The sequence below is a fragment of the Aeromonas sp. s12 genome, assembly GCF_040907925.1.
Lineage (GTDB): Bacteria > Pseudomonadota > Gammaproteobacteria > Enterobacterales > Aeromonadaceae > Aeromonas > Aeromonas veronii.
The window spans coordinates 85,518-100,877 of sequence record NZ_JBFOCT010000017.1; the positions used below are offsets into that span (position 1 = coordinate 85,518).

The following is a 15,360-nucleotide window of genomic DNA, read 5'->3' on the forward strand; positions in this document are numbered from 1 at the left end:
AAGATCAGCCCAGAATGGTGGCAAGCTGCTTGCTGACCAGATCAACCGGCTGGGTGCCGTCGATCTTGACGTAACGGGTGTGGCCCGCTTCCGCCTCTTTGCCGTAGAAACCGATCAGCGGCGCGGTCTGCTGATGATATACATCCAGACGCTTGCGTACTGTGGTCTCTTCGTCGTCGGCGCGGATCACCAGATCTTCACCAGTCACGTCATCCTTGCCTTCCACTTTCGGCGGGTTGAACACCACGTGGTAGGTACGGCCGGAGCCGGAGTGAACGCGACGGCCGCTCATGCGCTTGACGATCTCTTCGTCCGGCACATCGAACTCCAGCACGAAATCAACCACGACACCGGCGTCCTTCATGGCTTGCGCCTGGGGAATGGTGCGCGGGAAACCGTCCAACAGGAAGCCTTTGGCGCAGTCCGGCTGAGCGATGCGCTCTTTCACCAGACCGATGATGATGTCGTCAGAGACCAGCTGACCTGCGTCCATCACAGCTTTGGCTTTCAGACCGAGCTCGGTGCCCGCTTTGATCGCCGCACGCAGCATGTCGCCGGTGGAGATCTGGGGAATACCGTGTTTTTCCATGATGAACTGAGCCTGGGTACCTTTGCCGGCGCCCGGAGCCCCCAACAGAACAATGCGCATACACGCTCCTATTGATTGGTTATTCAAATCTTGCGAAGGCAAAAAAGTACACGGTTTCGCCCGTTTCTACAAGGGTGAGCCACCTGAATGAGCACTTTATCACCACAATAACCGGCTGATCGAACAGGATTTCATCGCAAGGGGAAGACGCAAAAATAGCCAGGGATTCAGCATAGAGCGCCAAAAGCAGGAAGGAGGTACGACAGAAAAAAAGATCCCGGCTCAGGGCCGGGAATTGCGCTCAAAAGTAACTACTTGTCGCTCGTAGTAGGAACAGGGCAATAGTAGTTTGCCCCCTGTGCGTCAACAACTGTCAGATGTGACAGGCAGGCCGCTATGAAACCGGAACTGCGGATCCGGCGAGCAGATTAGCTCGGCTTCCAGCTTGCCAAAGAAGGCCACCCGTTCGCTGATATCCTCCCCTGCGTACTGTTCGGCCAGGCTCAGGTAATCCTGATAGTGGCGCGCTTCGGAGCGCAGCAAAGAGACATAGAAGCGGCTCAGCTCTTCGTCCAGATGGGGCGCCAGCTTGGCAAACCGCTCGCACGAGCGTGCCTCGATATAGGCGCCGATGATCATCTTGTCGACTATGGTGGCCGGCTCATGGGTGCGCACATGCTGCATCAACTGGCGGGCATAGCGGGAGGCCGTCACCGGCCCGTATTCGATGCCGCGGGCCTGCATGATCTCCAGCACCTGCTCGAAGTGATGCAGCTCCTCCTGAATGAGCCGCACCATGGGAAACAGCAGTGGATTGCGCTCCAGCTCGGCAAAGACGGTGCGATCAGACTCTCCCATGCTGCGTTTGCCCAGGATCTCGGCCTTCTCCGGGATGGCATCCAGCTCGCGATAAAACTCCAGCTTGGGCAGCAGATGGCGCTTGCCCTTGGGCAGGCAGTAGCGGCGCACCAGACTGTGGGCAGTGAGTGCGGCCTTGGTCTCGCAGTTGGCGTGATCGATGAGCAAGGTCGGTAAACGGGCCGGATCCCGCGCCATCTCTACCCACTCATCCGGGGTCTCGCACTGCAAAAACTGGCGCACCGGGGCTAGCAGATCATCCATCTGAACTCTCGTCTCTTAAAAGCGTATCGATCATATATGTTGCCGCCTATGCTAGCGGATCCCGCTGGCCATGCCCATATCCGGCAAGATAAACGGATGTTTTTCAAACAGATACCCCCTACCCCTTCTGCCCGTGCAAGGTAGAAACGACAATGGGGGCCACTGGCCCCCATCTCGCTATCCCATCCGGCAAAACCGCAAACGTTTAACTACCTTCGTTAAAAATTTCCAGATTGCTGGTGCCTTCCTGCCATTCACGCACCGCTTTGGTGTCATCGTTGCGTAGGGCATTGAGATGATCCAGATAGGACTGGTCCACGTCGGAGGTGACGTAGTGGCCATTGAACACCGAGGTCTCGAAGTGACGCAGATCCGGGTTGATCTCCCGTACGGCGGCTTCCAGATCTTCCAGATCCTGGAAAATCAGACCGTCAGCGCCAATCAGCTTGCACACCTCTTCCACTTCGCGGCCGTGGGCGATCAGCTCGTTGGCTGTGGGCATATCGATGCCATAGACGTTGGGGAAGCGAATTTCCGGCGCCGCCGAGGCGAAGTAGACCTTGGCTGCCCCTGCTTCACGGGCCATCTGGATGATCTGCTCGGACGTGGTACCACGCACGATGGAATCGTCCACCAGCAACACCTTCTTGCCCTTGAATTCGGAGCTGATGGCGTTGAGCTTGCGACGCACCGACTTCTTGCGCTGGGTCTGGCCCGGCATGATGAAGGTACGGCCGATGTAGCGGTTCTTCACGAAGCCCTGACGGTACGGCAGGTCGAGGGTATGGGCGATCTCCAGCGCCACGTCACAGGAGGTCTCGGGGATGGGGATGACCACGTCTACATCGAGATCTTCCCACTCGCGGGCAATCTTCTGACCCAGCTTGCGACCCATGTTGAGGCGGGCGGCGTAGACCGAGACCTTGTCGATGCACGAATCGGGACGGGCGAAATAGACATATTCGAAGATACAGGAGCTCATCTGCGGGTTCTCCGCACACTGCTCGGAGAAGAGTTGACCCTGCTCGGTAATGTAGATGGCTTCACCCGGCGCAATATCCCGCACCGTCTCGAAACCGATGGCGTCGAGCGCCACGCTCTCGGAGGCGAGCATGTACTCCACCTGGCCCTGCTCGTCCTGACGACGACCGAGGATCAGCGGACGAATGCCGTTGGGATCACGAAAACCGATGAGACCATGGCCAATCACCAGCGAGACCACCGCATAAGCACCGCGGATCTGCTGATGGGTTCTGCGCACCGCGGCGAAGATATCTTCGGGACGCAGCGCCATCTTGTCACAGCGATCCAGCTCGTGGGCCAGCACGTTCAGCAGCACTTCCGAGTCGGAGGTGGTGTTGATGTGACGGCGGGCGACCTTGAACTGCTGCTCCTTGAGCTCCTTGGCGTTGGTGAGGTTGCCGTTATGGGCCAGCACCATGCCGTAGGGCGAGTTCACATAAAAAGGTTGGGCTTCAGCGGCACTTGAGCTGCCTGCGGTGGGGTATCTGACATGACCTATGCCGATGTTCCCTTGCAAACGCTGCATGTGGCGCACTTCAAACACGTCCTTCACCAGGCCATTGGCCTTGCGTTGCCGGAAGTTTCCACTATCAATGGTCACGATCCCGGCGGCATCCTGTCCCCTGTGCTGCAACACCGTCAAGGCGTCGTAGAGGGCCTGATTGACGGGGGTGGTGCCAACTATACCGACAATACCACACATGTCTTTGCTACCTCGAAGTCACTATACCTGTTTAAGAAAACTGGATGAGTTCAACATGAACCCGAAAAACCACTGGATCACCGGCTTGAACTCCGGCACCAGCTTGGACGCCACCCACCAGTCGCTCTGGGAGAGGCTGGTGAAGGTATCCATGAAAAAAAGCAGGGCACTGACGATCAGCACCCCGCGAATTGCACCGAAGCAGACCCCCAGCACCCGATCGGTACCGGAGAGACCCGTCTTGTCCACCAACAGGCCCACCACATAGTTGACCACGCTGCCGAGGATCAGGGTCGCCACAAACAGCGCCGCGATGGCCAGACCGTTGCGAACCAGCGCGTCGGAGAAGGAGGTGAAATAGACGGCGAGATCGGGATAGAAATGGCTGGCAATAAAGAAGGCGACGAACCAGGTGACAAGAGACATGGCCTCCTTGACGAAGCCGCGCACCAGGCTGATGAGAGCAGAGAAACCGACGATGCCGATGATGGCGTAATCAATCCAGACCATAGAAAGAGATGTCCTGCGAAATTGCGGCGCAGTCTAACAAAAACGATTGCGCATTGCTTGATAAAAATGTGTTAACTGTTCAAAGCGACGCCGAAAAGCCGCATTTTTTCAGCACTAAAACGGTTGATCGGCGCCAGAATGCACAACGCCATGGCAATGCCATGGCGTTGTGGTCTGCGGTGTGAGCTTACCCGATGTGGGTCAGGCCACCCATGTAGGATTGCAGCGCAGCCGGGATGGCGATGCGGCCATCTTCCTGCTGGTAGTTCTCCATCACGGCAACCAGGGTACGACCCACCGCCAGACCGGAGCCGTTCAGGGTGTGCAGCAGCTGCGGCTTGCCGTCGATACGCACGCGAGCCTGCATGCGGCGCGCCTGGAAGTCGGTGCAGTTGGAGACAGAGGAGATCTCACGGTAAGTATTCTGGGCCGGCAGCCACACTTCCAGATCGTAGGTCTTGGAAGCGCAGAAGCCCATGTCACCGGTAGAGAGCGCCATCACGCGATACGGCAGCTCCAGCAGTTGCAGTACCTTCTCGGCGTGACCCACCATCTCTTCCAGTGCATCCCAAGATTTCTCCGGGTGAACCAGCTGAACCATTTCAACCTTGTCGAACTGGTGCATACGGATGAGGCCACGGGTATCACGACCGTAGGAACCGGCTTCGGAGCGGAAGCAGGGGCTGTGGGCGGTCATCTTGATTGGCAGCTCTTGCGCGTCAAAGATCTCGTCACGGGCCATGTTGGTGAGCGGCACTTCAGAGGTCGGGATCAGAGAGAACTTGCGCAGCTTGCCCTCTTCTTCCCCTTCACCTTCGATACCGGTGTTGAACAGGTCCTGAGCAAATTTCGGCAACTGACCGGTGCCATAGAGGCTGTCCGGGTTCACCAGATAGGGCACGTAGCACTCGGTGTAACCGTGCTGCTGGGTGTGCAGATCCAGCATGAACTGAGCCAGGGCACGGTGCAGACGGGCAATCTGACCCTTCATCACCACGAAACGGGTACCGGAGAGTTTGACGCCATTCTTGAAGTCAACGCCCTTGGCCGCTTCGCCCAGATCGATGTGATCGCGTACCGGGAAGCTGAACTCGCGCGGGGTCCCCCAGCGGCGCACTTCCACGTTGTCGTTCTCGTCACGGCCCACCGGAGTAGTCTCGCTCGGCAGGTTGGGGATGGCGTCGGCAATGGCTTTCAGCTGGGCCAGCAGGGCATCCAGCTCGACCTTGCTGGTTTCCAGCTCGTCGTTGATCTTGGTCACTTCGGCCTTGAGCGGGGCAACATCTTCACCACGACGGGCAGCTTCACCGATGGATTTGGAGCGGGCGTTGCGCTCGGCCTGCAGCTCCTGGGTACGGGACTGCAGATCCTTGCGTTTCTCTTCCAGAGCGTTGACAGCCGCTACGTCCAGAACGTAGCCACGTGTCGCCAGACGAGCGGCAGCCTCTTCGATATCGCTGCGCAGATATTTGGGATCCAGCATGGTTTACCTACTTTTTTAAAATGGGATCTGGGCCTGAGTCGTCATGACGGGCTGGGAAACAGATCCGGAAGTTAACATCGGTTGGCGCACCCCAATCGTCTTCAGAATCGGGCCTTAACTATCAGGCCTTCGAGATCAAGAAGATGGCGCAAGGCCAAGACAAGCGGGGTCAGACGGGCAGTGTAGCAGACCGCCCCCCCGCCCGAACAGGGACTATTTGTGTCGTTTTTACCGACTTTGGCACGCAAACCGTCCTGCATATTCAAACGCCTGACCAATTTTCAGCCATGCGAGGTAACAAAGGGGCTATTTGCCCCGTTGCTGCGGACTTTGCCTGTCCAGTTCATGGAGGTAATCGAGCTTCTGGCCAATCTGCTTTTCAAGGCCGCGATCGGTGGGCTGGTAGTACTGCTTGCCCGCCAGCTCGGGCGGAAAATACTGCTCGCCAGCGGCATAGGCGCCCGGCTCGTCATGGGCATAGCGATACTCGGCGCCATAGCCCAGATCGCTCATCAGCTTGGTCGGCGCATTGCGCAGGTGTACCGGCACCTCGAAGTCAGGGAGGTTTTTGGCATCATGAAGCGCCGCCTTCCAGGCGGTATAGACCGCATTGCTTTTCGGGGCGCAGGCGAGATAGACGATCGCCTGGGCGATAGCCCGCTCCCCTTCCGCCGGCCCAATCCGATGGAAACAATCCCAGGCCGACAGGGCGACCTGCATGGCACGGGGATCGGCATTGCCCACATCTTCCGAGGCAATCGCCAGCAAGCGGCGGGCAATATAGAGGGGATCGCAACCGGCGCTCACCATACGGGCGTACCAATAGAGCGCCGCATCCGGCGCCGAGCCGCGAATGGATTTGTGCACCGCCGAGATGAGGTCGTAGAAGTGATCGCCCCCCTTGTCGAAGCGGGCCACATGCTCCCCCACCACGGCGGCGAGCAGGGCACTGTCGATCACCCGCGCCCCTATACTGTCGGTTTCGGCCATGTCGGCCAACAGCTCCAGATAGTTGAGGGATTTACGCCCGTCCCCATCCACCGCCTTGGCCAGCGCCTCTTTGACGCCGGGGGCGAAGGTGAGTGCCGGATCATTGAGACCACGGGGATCGGTCATCGCCTGATCGAGCATGGCGAGAATATCGCTCTCCTCCAGTCGCTTGAGCAGATAGACCCGGGCTCGTGAGAGCAGTGCGTTGTTGAGTTCGAACGAGGGGTTTTCAGTGGTGGCACCGATAAAGGTGATGGTGCCATCTTCGATGTGAGGCAGGAACACATCCTGCTGGCTCTTGTTGAAGCGGTGCACCTCATCCACGAACAGAATGGTGCGCACTCCGCGCCAGCTGTTCTCTTTGGCCTTGTCGATGGCGGCGCGGATCTCCTTGATGCCGGAGGTGACCGCAGAGAGTCGCTCCACTTCCGCCTGACAGTAGTGAGCCATCAACTCCGCCAGCGTAGTCTTGCCGGTACCGGGCGGTCCCCACAGGATCATCGAGTGGCAGTGACCAGCCAGAATGGCTTTGCGCAGGGGCTTGTCAGCCCCCAGGATATGTTGCTGACCGATATACTGGTCGAGGTTTTGCGGCCGCATCCGGGCCGCCAGCGGACGAAAGTCCGACGAGAAATCCAGCGACAAGTTACTCATCTGTATTGACCACCCAGCGTCACGCCACTCGCCTTTGACTGGCGCGGTGGCGAGCAATCCAACGACCGCTTGCTCATTAGCGCTGGTCGTCCAGCTCTACCCCCTTCGGGATCTTGAAAACAAATTCGTTGCCCTTGAGCACCGGCTTGCGGTTGAAGCTGCTCAGGGTGAATTCACTCCACTGCCCTTGCGCCTCTTTCACATCGAAACGACTGATGTTGTCTTGTCTGTCGAAGGTGACACGGAAGGAGGCGATCAGCTCATCCTTGTTGCGGCTGGTGACGGTGTAGACATCGCCCTGCTGGGTCACGTCATAGTTCTTCCAGAACTTGTCGTCATTACCGGCGATCAAGATAAAGGGGGTGTTGAGCACCGCATCTTTCAGCTTGAGGGCAGTGACCTGCTCGACGAAGGGATCATAGACCCAGACATCCTGACCATCTGCCACGATCAGGCTCTCGTCCGGCGAGGTAGTGTGCCAGTTGAAACGGTTTGGCCGCTGCACCAGCAGGTCGCCGCTGGCCTTTTGCAGCTCCTTGCCCTTGCTGTCATAGACGGTCTGGGCAAATTTGGCGGAGAAGAGGCTCACCCCCGCCAGCTTCTGTTTGAGATCGCTGGCCGCATCGGCCCACACCTGGCTGCTGGCCATCAGCAGCACGGTACCCATCAACAGTTGTTTTTTCATCACGCTCTTCATAAAGACGCTCTCGATAAAAGGCCACGCCCACGGAGGGCATGGCCAGGGATAGTATGAAACGGTGAGGCTTAGTCCCGCACCGGCGGCGGTGCCAACACGTCGCGCTGACCATTGCCACCCGGTGAGCTAACGATGCCCTGATTCTCCATCTGCTCGATGAGACGGGCTGCCCGGTTGTAACCAATCTTGAACTTGCGCTGGACGCTGGAGGTCGAGCCACGGCGGGACTCCACCACGAAAGCAACCGCTTCGTCGAACAGGGGGTCGAGCTCTTCATCGCCACCACTGCCATATTCGCCGCTGCCACCTTCGCCACCCGACTCACCGGAGAGGATCTCCTCGATGTAGTTCGGCTCGCCGCGCAGTTTCCAGTCCGCCACCACCTTGTGCACTTCGTGATCATCGACGAACGCACCGTGTACGCGGGTCGGGTTGGAGGTCCCAGCCGGCATGTAGAGCATGTCGCCCATACCGAGCAGAGATTCGGCGCCGCCCTGATCGATGATGGTGCGCGAGTCGATCTTGCTCGACACCTGGAACGAAATACGGGTCGGGATGTTGGCCTTGATAAGACCGGTAATGACATCCACCGACGGGCGCTGGGTCGCCAGAATGAGGTGAATACCGGCGGCCCGCGCCTTCTGGGCGATACGGGCGATCAGCTCTTCCACCTTCTTGCCGACGATCATCATCATGTCGGCAAATTCGTCCACCACCACCACGATGTGGGGCAGCTTCTCCAGCTCCGGCGGCATCTGATCCATGGAGTCACCCGGGCGCCACAACGGATCCAGCAGGGGTTCTCCCTCCTCGATGGCGGCCAGTACCTTGTCGTTGTAGCCCTTGAGGTTACGCACCCCGACCGCCGACATCAGCTTGTAACGGCGCTCCATCTCGCCCACACACCAGCGCAGGGCGTTGGCGGCGTCCTTCATGTCGGTCACCACCTCGGTCAGCAGATGCGGGATCCCTTCGTAGACCGAGAGTTCCAGCATCTTGGGGTCGATCATGATGAAGCGCAGATCATCGGGGGATGACTTGTAGAGCATCGAGATGATCATGGTGTTGACCCCCACCGACTTACCTGAACCTGTGGTACCGGCCACCAGCAGGTGCGGCATCTTGGCCAGGTTCACCACCACCGGCTCGCCGGCGATGTCCTGACCCAGGCCCATGGTGAGCGGGTTGCGGCTATCGCGGAAAGCATCGCAGTCAAGGGTTTCGCGCAGATAAACGGTCTGACGCACCCGGTTGGGCAGCTCGATCCCCACATAAGTCTTGCCCGGGATCACCTCAACCACCCGCACGCTGCTTGCAGACAAGGAGCGGGCCAGATCGCGCGAGAGGTTGGTGATCTTGCTCGCCTTCATGCCCGGCGCCAGATCCAGCTCGAAACGAGTAATGACCGGGCCCGGATAGACACCGACCACCTTGGCCTGCACGTTGTAGTCGGCAAGCTTGGCCTCCACCAGACGCCCCATGCGATCCAGCTCATCCTTGCTCATCATCTGGGTCTTGGCTGGCGGTCTGTCCAGCAGTTCGATACTCGGCAACGGCGGCATTGTTGACTGCGGACGACGCTTGGGCTTGGTTGGTGCGACGACTACCGGCGCGGCGACCTCGTCGTCCCCTTCGGCCCACGGCAGATCCAGATCGTCCTCATCATCGTCGTCGGCCACAGCCAGTACCGGCTGGCGGCGACCATTGGCGGCCGCCACCGCACGTTTCGGCTTGGCAGCCGGAGTCGGCTCGTCCTCTTCATCATCAAACTGTGGGTCGAACTCGAAGGTATCGTCGTCGAGTTCCGGCAGCCACTCTTCGGCGGCAGCCTTCTGATTCTTGGCCTTGGGCTTGCGAGTCCAGCTGGTGTGCGGCTCATCTTCCTCATCATCAAACGCGATGGCCCCTACCCCGCCTTCCAACAAGGGATCCGGCCCCTCGTTGCGAGGTTGACGCCAGCCACCGGTCAGCCAGCGGCCGAGGGTGGTCGGGAAGTGGTAAACAGCGCTGACCGAACCGGTACAGGCCGCGCCGATCTGCTCGACGATGGTGAGCCAGGACCAGCCGGTAAACAGGGTGATGCCGGTTGCCACGAAGCAGAGCAGCATCAGGTTGGCCCCGACGCCGCCAAACAGCGGCACCACTGCAGAAGCGATCACATCCCCCACCAGACCACCGGCGGAGAAGTTTTGCATATCGTTGAAGTTCATGCTGGCAATTGCCGACATGCCGAGCACGGTCAGGATAAAGCCGATGATCCGCACCCCCAGGGTGAGGTAATCCACATCGAGCAGACGGCTCGGGCGCCAGAACAGACTCCAGCCCAGCAGCACCACCAGCGGCGGCACCAGATAGGAGAAGGCACCAAAGGTAAACATGGTGATATCGGCGAGCCAGGCACCGGCACTACCGGCGAGGTTCTTCACCTCCCCTTGCCAGGAGGTCTGGGACCAGCCGGGATCAGCGGGATGATAGGACAACAGGGCAAGCAGAAGATAAGCAGCCATCAGGGTGATGGCGATCAAGACGGCTTCGAAGATCCGTTGTATACCTGATAAAGGAGTAAACAGCTTTTTATCGGCCAAACTCCGGCTCCTTTCTGAAAACATGTAATGCAGGAAATAAGGGGGCCTAGTATCCCCGAAAAGCCCATCGATTGTCAGCCAGAGCCTGATGGGACGGGGCCATATTTGCAATTATCTTTACAAGAAGAAACGAGCGGACCGGCCGCTCGTTTCTGACTGTCATGGTGTCTCATATGGAAAAGACACCACGGCATAACCTGCTTTATCGGGTGCTGATCACCAGACGACTGCTCTGCTTGACCTCTTCCATCACCACATAGGTGCGGGTGTCATTGACACCGGGCAGACGCAGCAGGGTTTCCCCCAACAGACGGCGGTAAGCCGACATGTCGCTGACTCGGGTCTTGAGCAGATAGTCGAAGTCACCGGAAACCAGATGACACTCCTGGATCTCTTCGAGTACCTGAACAGCCTTGTTGAACTGTTCAAACACATCAGGCGCCCCGCGATTGAGGGTTATCTCTACAAACACCAGCAGAGATGCGTCCAGATAATGAGGGTTCAGAATAGCGGCATATCCTTCGATATAACCTTGTCGCTCGAGGCGACGAACCCGTTCCAGACACGGTGTAGGACTCAGGCCAACTCGCTTGGACAACTCAACATTCGAAATCCTGCCATCCTTTTGCAGTTCATTAAGAATGTTGCGGTCAATCCTGTCCAAATCCTTTAGCCGACTCTTAGCTTCCATCATTTTATTCCATCCTTTGGCTATTTTTTGGTAAGAATCACCAGTCATTTTATAATTATGGTCACAAATCCTGTCAATACCTGAATATACTAGGCGCAAATGTTGGTTAACATTTTGGCAACATGAAACACCAATCTATAGACGAGGGATAGCATGATTATCGGTGTACCTAAAGAGATAAAAAACCATGAATACCGCGTAGGCATGGTTCCGGCCAGTGTACGTGAACTGACAGCACGAAACCATACTGTTTTCGTCCAAAGCGGTGCCGGAAACGGCATTGGCTTCAGCGATGCAGATTATATCGCTGTTGGCGCCGAAATTTTGGCCTCTGCAGCAGAGGTTTTCGCCAAAGCCGAGATGATCGTCAAGGTCAAGGAACCTCAGCCTGTCGAATGTGCCATGCTGCGTCCGGGTCAAACCCTGTTCACCTATCTGCATCTGGCGCCAGACTTGCCCCAGACCGAAGCCCTGCTGAAAAGCGGCGCCATCTGTATCGCCTATGAAACCGTCACCGACGGCCGTGGCGGCCTGCCCCTGCTGGCCCCCATGTCGGAAGTCGCAGGTCGCATGTCTATTCAGGCGGGTGCCCAAGCGCTGGAAAAATCGCGCGGTGGTAGCGGTGTGCTGCTCGGCGGCGTACCCGGTGTCGAACCGGCCAAGGTGGTGATCATCGGTGGCGGCGTGGTCGGCTCCAATGCGGCCCGCATGGCCATTGGCCTGCGCGCGGATGTCACCATCCTCGATAACAACGTCGATACCCTGCGCCGTCTCGATAACGAGTTCCAGGGAGCGGCCAAGGTGGTCTACTCCAACAGCGAGACGCTGGAGCGCCATCTGCTGGCGGCCGATCTGGTCATCGGTGGCGTGCTGGTACCGGGTGCCACTGCGCCAAAACTTGTCCGCCGTGACCACATTGCGCGCATGAAGCCGGGTTCTGCCATCGTCGATGTGGCCATCGATCAGGGCGGCTGTGTGGAAACCTCCCACGCCACCACCCACCAGGATCCGACCTATATTGTCGATGAAGTGGTGCACTACTGTGTCGCCAACATGCCGGGGGCGGTGGCCCGCACCTCGACCGTGGCGCTCAACAATGCCACCCTCCCCTTTATCATCAAGCTGGCCCAGCAAGGGTATCGTCAGGCACTGCTGAGCGACCCCAACCTGTTGCACGGGCTCAACGTGATGGAGGGCAAGCTCACCTGCAAGGAAGTGGCCGTGGCACATGGCCTTGCCTACACGGATCCCCTGACCCTGCTGAACTGATCTGCGCTGGCCTGCGCCAGTTGGAGATGAGTGAAAATCCGCCCGCGATGGGCGGTTTTTTTATTCCTTTATTTTGCATGTCACCCCTTGTGAACACGATTAGTGCAATCGACTCACCAGCCTTTGACCCCGGATCACGAATTACCTACAATCGCGCAAACTCATCACATCCCGGAAATGACATCATGAGCCAAGTCACTCACAGCAAATTGCTGATCTTAGGGTCAGGCCCGGCCGGTTACACCGCGGCCGTCTACGCCGCCCGCGCCAACCTCAATCCACTGCTCATCACCGGCATGCAGCAAGGGGGTCAGCTGACCACCACCACCGAAGTGGAGAACTGGCCAGGTGATCCGGAAGGGCTGACCGGCCCTGCCCTGATGGAGCGCATGAAAGAGCATGCAGAGAAGTTCGACACCCGCATCCTGTTTGATCACATCAACAGTGTCGAACTGACTCAGCGCCCGTTCCGCCTCAAAGGGGACAACGGCGAATACACCTGCGATGCCCTGATCATTGCGACCGGCGCCTCCGCCAAGTATCTGGGCCTGCCCTCCGAAGAGGCCTTCAAGGGGCGCGGCGTCTCCGCCTGTGCCACCTGTGACGGTTTCTTCTACCGCAATCAGGAAGTGGCGGTGATCGGCGGCGGCAACACCGCTGTTGAAGAGGCCTTGTATCTGGCCAACATCGCCAAAAAGGTGCACCTGATCCACCGCCGCGACGAGTTCCGTGCCGAGAAGATCCTGATCAAGCGTCTGCACGACAAAGTCGCGAGCGGCAACATCGTGCTGCACACCCACCAGACCCTGGACGAAGTGCTGGGCGATCAGATGGGGGTCACCGGTGTGCGCCTGCGCAACACTCAGGACAACAGCACCAGCGAGCTGCCGCTGATGGGCGTCTTCATCGCCATCGGCCATCAGCCCAATACCCAGATCTTCGATGGCCAGCTGGAGATGCAAAACGGTTATCTGAAGGTACGTGGCGGCCTCGACGGTTTTGCCACCCAGACCAGCATTGAAGGTGTCTTCGCTGCCGGCGACGTGGCCGACCACAACTACCGTCAGGCGATCACCTCTGCCGGTACCGGCTGCATGGCAGCCCTCGATGCCGAACGCTACCTCGACGCGCAATAAACAAGCGCAGATGTGATATAAGGCATACCAGTCGGTATGCCTTTTTTATTTAAAGGAGTCTAATGAAACAGAAGATATTGATTGTCGAAGATAGCCTGACCATCCGCCGTATGCTGACTCAGGCCATTGCCCAGCAGACAGGCCTCGAGATTGACGCCTTCGATACCCTCGAAGGTGCCCGTCACTGCCGGGGCGAGGAGTATGTGGTCGCGCTGGTGGACCTGACCTTGCCGGATGCGCCCCGTGGCGAAGCGGTCAACGAGCTGCTGGCTCGAGGTTTGCCGGTGGTGATCCTCACTGCCGACATCAGCGAGGATAAACGTGCCGCCTGGCTGGAAACCGGCGTGCTGGACTATGTGATGAAGGATTCGCGCCACTCGCTGCAATATGCCGTCAGTCTGGTGCACCGCCTCTATCTCAACCAGTCGATCGAAGTGCTGGTAGTCGACGACTCACGCACCTCCCGTCACCGCACCATGGCCCAGTTGCGCAAGCAGTTGTTGCAGGTGCATGAGGCCAGTCATGCCCGTGAAGCGATGGCGATGCTGGAGCAACACCCGGACATCCGGCTGGCACTGGTCGACTACTATATGCCGGATATCGATGGCATCAGTCTGGTGCGGATGCTGAGAGAGCGTTACAGCAAGCAGCAGCTCGCGATTATCGGGATCTCGGTCTCGGACAAGCGCGGTCTCTCTGCTCGCTATCTCAAGCAGGGCGCCAACGACTTTCTCAACCAGCCGTTCGAGCCGGAAGAACTGCAGTGTCGGGTCAGCCACAATCTGGAAGCGCTCGAGCAGTTCAACAGCATTCAGGAGTCAGCCAATCGTGACTACCTGACCGGTCTCTACAATCGGCGCTACTGGTTCAACGAAGGGCAAAAATGGTTTGAAGAATATCAGCGCCAGCAGACGCCTCTTGCACTCTGTGTGCTCGATGTGGATCACTTCAAGCAGGTCAACGATCACTGGGGCCATGCCATCGGCGATCAACTGCTCTGCCATCTGACCCGGCTACTGACCCAGTTCTTCCCCGATGCCATGATCGCCCGGTTTGGCGGAGAGGAGTTTGCCATGATGGTGCCTCACTGTACCGTCCCCGTGTTGATCAAGCGTCTTGAAGGGCTGCGTCAGCAGCTGCGCCAGCAACCCTTGTCACCGGAAACCCCGCTCTTTGTTCGCGCCAGTTACGGCGTGATCAGCGTCGGGCGGATATCCATGGACGAGGCGCTGAGCGTAGCGGATCGGCTGCTCTATCAGGCAAAGAACACCGGTCGCGATAAGATAGTCTCTCAAGAGACAGCTATCTGAATCCTCAGGGCATCAGTCCCGTGTATTACCGCCCGACAGACTTTCCGACAGGAGAGTCTGCGGGTTCCTTCCCTGCCACAGTCTCCCCATCACCATGACTATCGAAAGTCAGTAAGTCTTGTCGACCCGCACCCCATCATCGAAGTAGAGAATGCGCACCTTGTCCCCATTGGCAAAGACCATGGCGGGATCATAATCCTGGATCACGTTGATAAGGGCATTTTGCTCGTTGCGGATCAGCAGCTCCACCAACTTGTTTTCCACCACGGTTCCCTCGGACTGGTATTGCTGCGCAGCTGCAGCCCCCGCAAGCGCGCCGACGGCGGTGGCGATTTCACGGCCATGACCGCCGCCAAACTGGTTGCCCAGCAGACCGCCCAACACGGCACCACCAAGCGTCTTCCAGCCAGAGTGCTCGGACTCCAGGATCTGGCGCTGGGTAATATTGCGCACCGTTTCGACCTGACCAAACACCACCTGATTGACCGGCCGCGCGGTATTGCGCTGGTAGACCTCCGCCCCGGCGGGCGCCGTGACAAAGCAGAGCAAGCTGGATACTATCAGGATAATGGCCTTCATCTATGAACCTCGTTGCCTT

Annotated in this window: 14 protein-coding genes; 4 read left to right on the forward strand and 10 right to left on the reverse strand. The window is 58.4% G+C overall.

The genetic code is table 11. The annotated features are described in order from the left end of the window. Positions 1-4 precede the first annotated feature (4 nt). The 4 genes from adk to AB5Y67_RS09000 form a co-directional block, all read right to left on the reverse strand. A complete protein-coding gene (gene adk, locus AB5Y67_RS08985) occupies positions 5-649 on the reverse strand; it encodes an adenylate kinase (RefSeq protein WP_005337083.1) in 645 nt (214 codons plus the stop codon). Between the two features lie 303 nt (positions 650-952). Then, positions 953-1,711, reverse strand: a complete 759-nt coding sequence (gene miaE, locus AB5Y67_RS08990) for a tRNA-(ms[2]io[6]A)-hydroxylase (protein ID WP_005346385.1) — start codon at positions 1,709-1,711, stop codon at positions 953-955. A 205-nt stretch (positions 1,712-1,916) separates the two neighbouring features. Further along, complete coding sequence (gene purF, locus AB5Y67_RS08995) at positions 1,917-3,437, reverse strand: amidophosphoribosyltransferase (RefSeq protein WP_005351229.1); 1,521 nt, start codon at positions 3,435-3,437, stop codon at positions 1,917-1,919. Positions 3,438-3,458: 21 nt separating this feature from the next. After that, positions 3,459-3,947, reverse strand: coding sequence for a CvpA family protein (locus tag AB5Y67_RS09000; protein WP_005337086.1), 489 nt, complete (start codon positions 3,945-3,947; stop codon positions 3,459-3,461). An 8-nt stretch (positions 3,948-3,955) separates the two neighbouring features. Here AB5Y67_RS09000 and AB5Y67_RS09005 point away from each other — a divergent pair, with 8 nt between their 5' ends. Then, positions 3,956-4,132, forward strand: a complete 177-nt coding sequence (locus tag AB5Y67_RS09005) for a hypothetical protein (protein ID WP_155396129.1) — start codon at positions 3,956-3,958, stop codon at positions 4,130-4,132. A gap of 2 nt (positions 4,133-4,134) precedes the next feature. Here the strand turns inward: AB5Y67_RS09005 and serS are convergent, their stop codons facing one another. From serS to lrp, 5 genes are all read right to left on the reverse strand, one after another. Then, positions 4,135-5,430, reverse strand: coding sequence for a serine--tRNA ligase (serS, locus tag AB5Y67_RS09010; protein ID WP_005351225.1), 1,296 nt, complete (start codon positions 5,428-5,430; stop codon positions 4,135-4,137). 306 nt (positions 5,431-5,736) lie between these two features. Continuing rightward, positions 5,737-7,074: a replication-associated recombination protein A gene (locus tag AB5Y67_RS09015; RefSeq protein ID WP_368207680.1), complete on the reverse strand. Its 1,338-nt coding sequence runs from the start codon at positions 7,072-7,074 to the stop codon at positions 5,737-5,739. A 76-nt stretch (positions 7,075-7,150) separates the two neighbouring features. Then, complete coding sequence (lolA, locus tag AB5Y67_RS09020) at positions 7,151-7,759, reverse strand: outer membrane lipoprotein chaperone LolA (protein ID WP_041202312.1); 609 nt, start codon at positions 7,757-7,759, stop codon at positions 7,151-7,153. A gap of 80 nt (positions 7,760-7,839) precedes the next feature. Then, on the reverse strand, positions 7,840-10,356 hold the full coding sequence (locus AB5Y67_RS09025) for a DNA translocase FtsK (protein ID WP_270819055.1): 2,517 nt from the start codon (positions 10,354-10,356) through the stop codon (positions 7,840-7,842). Positions 10,357-10,558: 202 nt separating this feature from the next. Next, the gene (gene lrp / locus AB5Y67_RS09030) at positions 10,559-11,050 is read right to left on the reverse strand and encodes a leucine-responsive transcriptional regulator Lrp (protein WP_005300047.1); all 492 of its coding nucleotides are present in this window, start codon (positions 11,048-11,050) and stop codon (positions 10,559-10,561) included. A gap of 150 nt (positions 11,051-11,200) precedes the next feature. On the opposite strand from lrp, the gene ald reads away from it, so the two are divergent. The 3 genes from ald to AB5Y67_RS09045 all read left to right on the forward strand — a co-directional run bounded on the left by ald (position 11,201) and on the right by AB5Y67_RS09045 (position 14,762). Continuing rightward, positions 11,201-12,316 carry an alanine dehydrogenase gene (ald, locus tag AB5Y67_RS09035; RefSeq protein ID WP_005337098.1) on the forward strand — a complete coding sequence of 372 codons (1,116 nt, stop codon included), beginning with the start codon at positions 11,201-11,203 and terminating at the stop codon, positions 12,314-12,316. Between the two features lie 185 nt (positions 12,317-12,501). Beyond that, a complete protein-coding gene (gene trxB, locus AB5Y67_RS09040; protein ID WP_019445530.1) occupies positions 12,502-13,452 on the forward strand; it encodes a thioredoxin-disulfide reductase in 951 nt (316 codons plus the stop codon). A gap of 62 nt (positions 13,453-13,514) precedes the next feature. After that, a complete protein-coding gene (locus AB5Y67_RS09045) occupies positions 13,515-14,762 on the forward strand; it encodes a diguanylate cyclase (RefSeq protein WP_064338140.1) in 1,248 nt (415 codons plus the stop codon). A 108-nt stretch (positions 14,763-14,870) separates the two neighbouring features. On the opposite strand, the gene AB5Y67_RS09050 is transcribed toward AB5Y67_RS09045, so the two are convergent. Further along, entirely contained in the window at positions 14,871-15,341 is a 471-nt protein-coding gene (locus AB5Y67_RS09050) for a glycine zipper 2TM domain-containing protein (RefSeq protein ID WP_064338141.1), read from the reverse strand. Positions 15,342-15,360: the final 19 nt, after the last annotated feature.

What these genes read in the sequence shown, in the direction of transcription:
- AB5Y67_RS09045 (WP_064338140.1), top strand. Translation starts at nt 13,515, where the DNA reads ATGAAACAGAAGATATTGATTGTCGAAGATAGCCTGACCATCCGCCGT.
- serS (WP_005351225.1), bottom strand. Translation starts at nt 5,430, where the DNA reads ATGCTGGATCCCAAATATCTGCGCAGCGATATCGAAGAGGCTGCCGCT.
- miaE (WP_005346385.1), bottom strand. Translation starts at nt 1,711, where the DNA reads ATGGATGATCTGCTAGCCCCGGTGCGCCAGTTTTTGCAGTGCGAGACC.
- AB5Y67_RS09015 (WP_368207680.1), bottom strand. Translation starts at nt 7,074, where the DNA reads ATGAGTAACTTGTCGCTGGATTTCTCGTCGGACTTTCGTCCGCTGGCG.
- ald (WP_005337098.1), top strand. Translation starts at nt 11,201, where the DNA reads ATGATTATCGGTGTACCTAAAGAGATAAAAAACCATGAATACCGCGTA.
- purF (WP_005351229.1), bottom strand. Translation starts at nt 3,437, where the DNA reads ATGTGTGGTATTGTCGGTATAGTTGGCACCACCCCCGTCAATCAGGCC.
- AB5Y67_RS09050 (WP_064338141.1), bottom strand. Translation starts at nt 15,341, where the DNA reads ATGAAGGCCATTATCCTGATAGTATCCAGCTTGCTCTGCTTTGTCACG.
- lolA (WP_041202312.1), bottom strand. Translation starts at nt 7,759, where the DNA reads ATGAAAAAACAACTGTTGATGGGTACCGTGCTGCTGATGGCCAGCAGC.
- lrp (WP_005300047.1), bottom strand. Translation starts at nt 11,050, where the DNA reads ATGATGGAAGCTAAGAGTCGGCTAAAGGATTTGGACAGGATTGACCGC.
- adk (WP_005337083.1), bottom strand. Translation starts at nt 649, where the DNA reads ATGCGCATTGTTCTGTTGGGGGCTCCGGGCGCCGGCAAAGGTACCCAG.
- AB5Y67_RS09000 (WP_005337086.1), bottom strand. Translation starts at nt 3,947, where the DNA reads ATGGTCTGGATTGATTACGCCATCATCGGCATCGTCGGTTTCTCTGCT.
- trxB (WP_019445530.1), top strand. Translation starts at nt 12,502, where the DNA reads ATGAGCCAAGTCACTCACAGCAAATTGCTGATCTTAGGGTCAGGCCCG.
- AB5Y67_RS09005 (WP_155396129.1), top strand. Translation starts at nt 3,956, where the DNA reads ATGTCCTGCGAAATTGCGGCGCAGTCTAACAAAAACGATTGCGCATTG.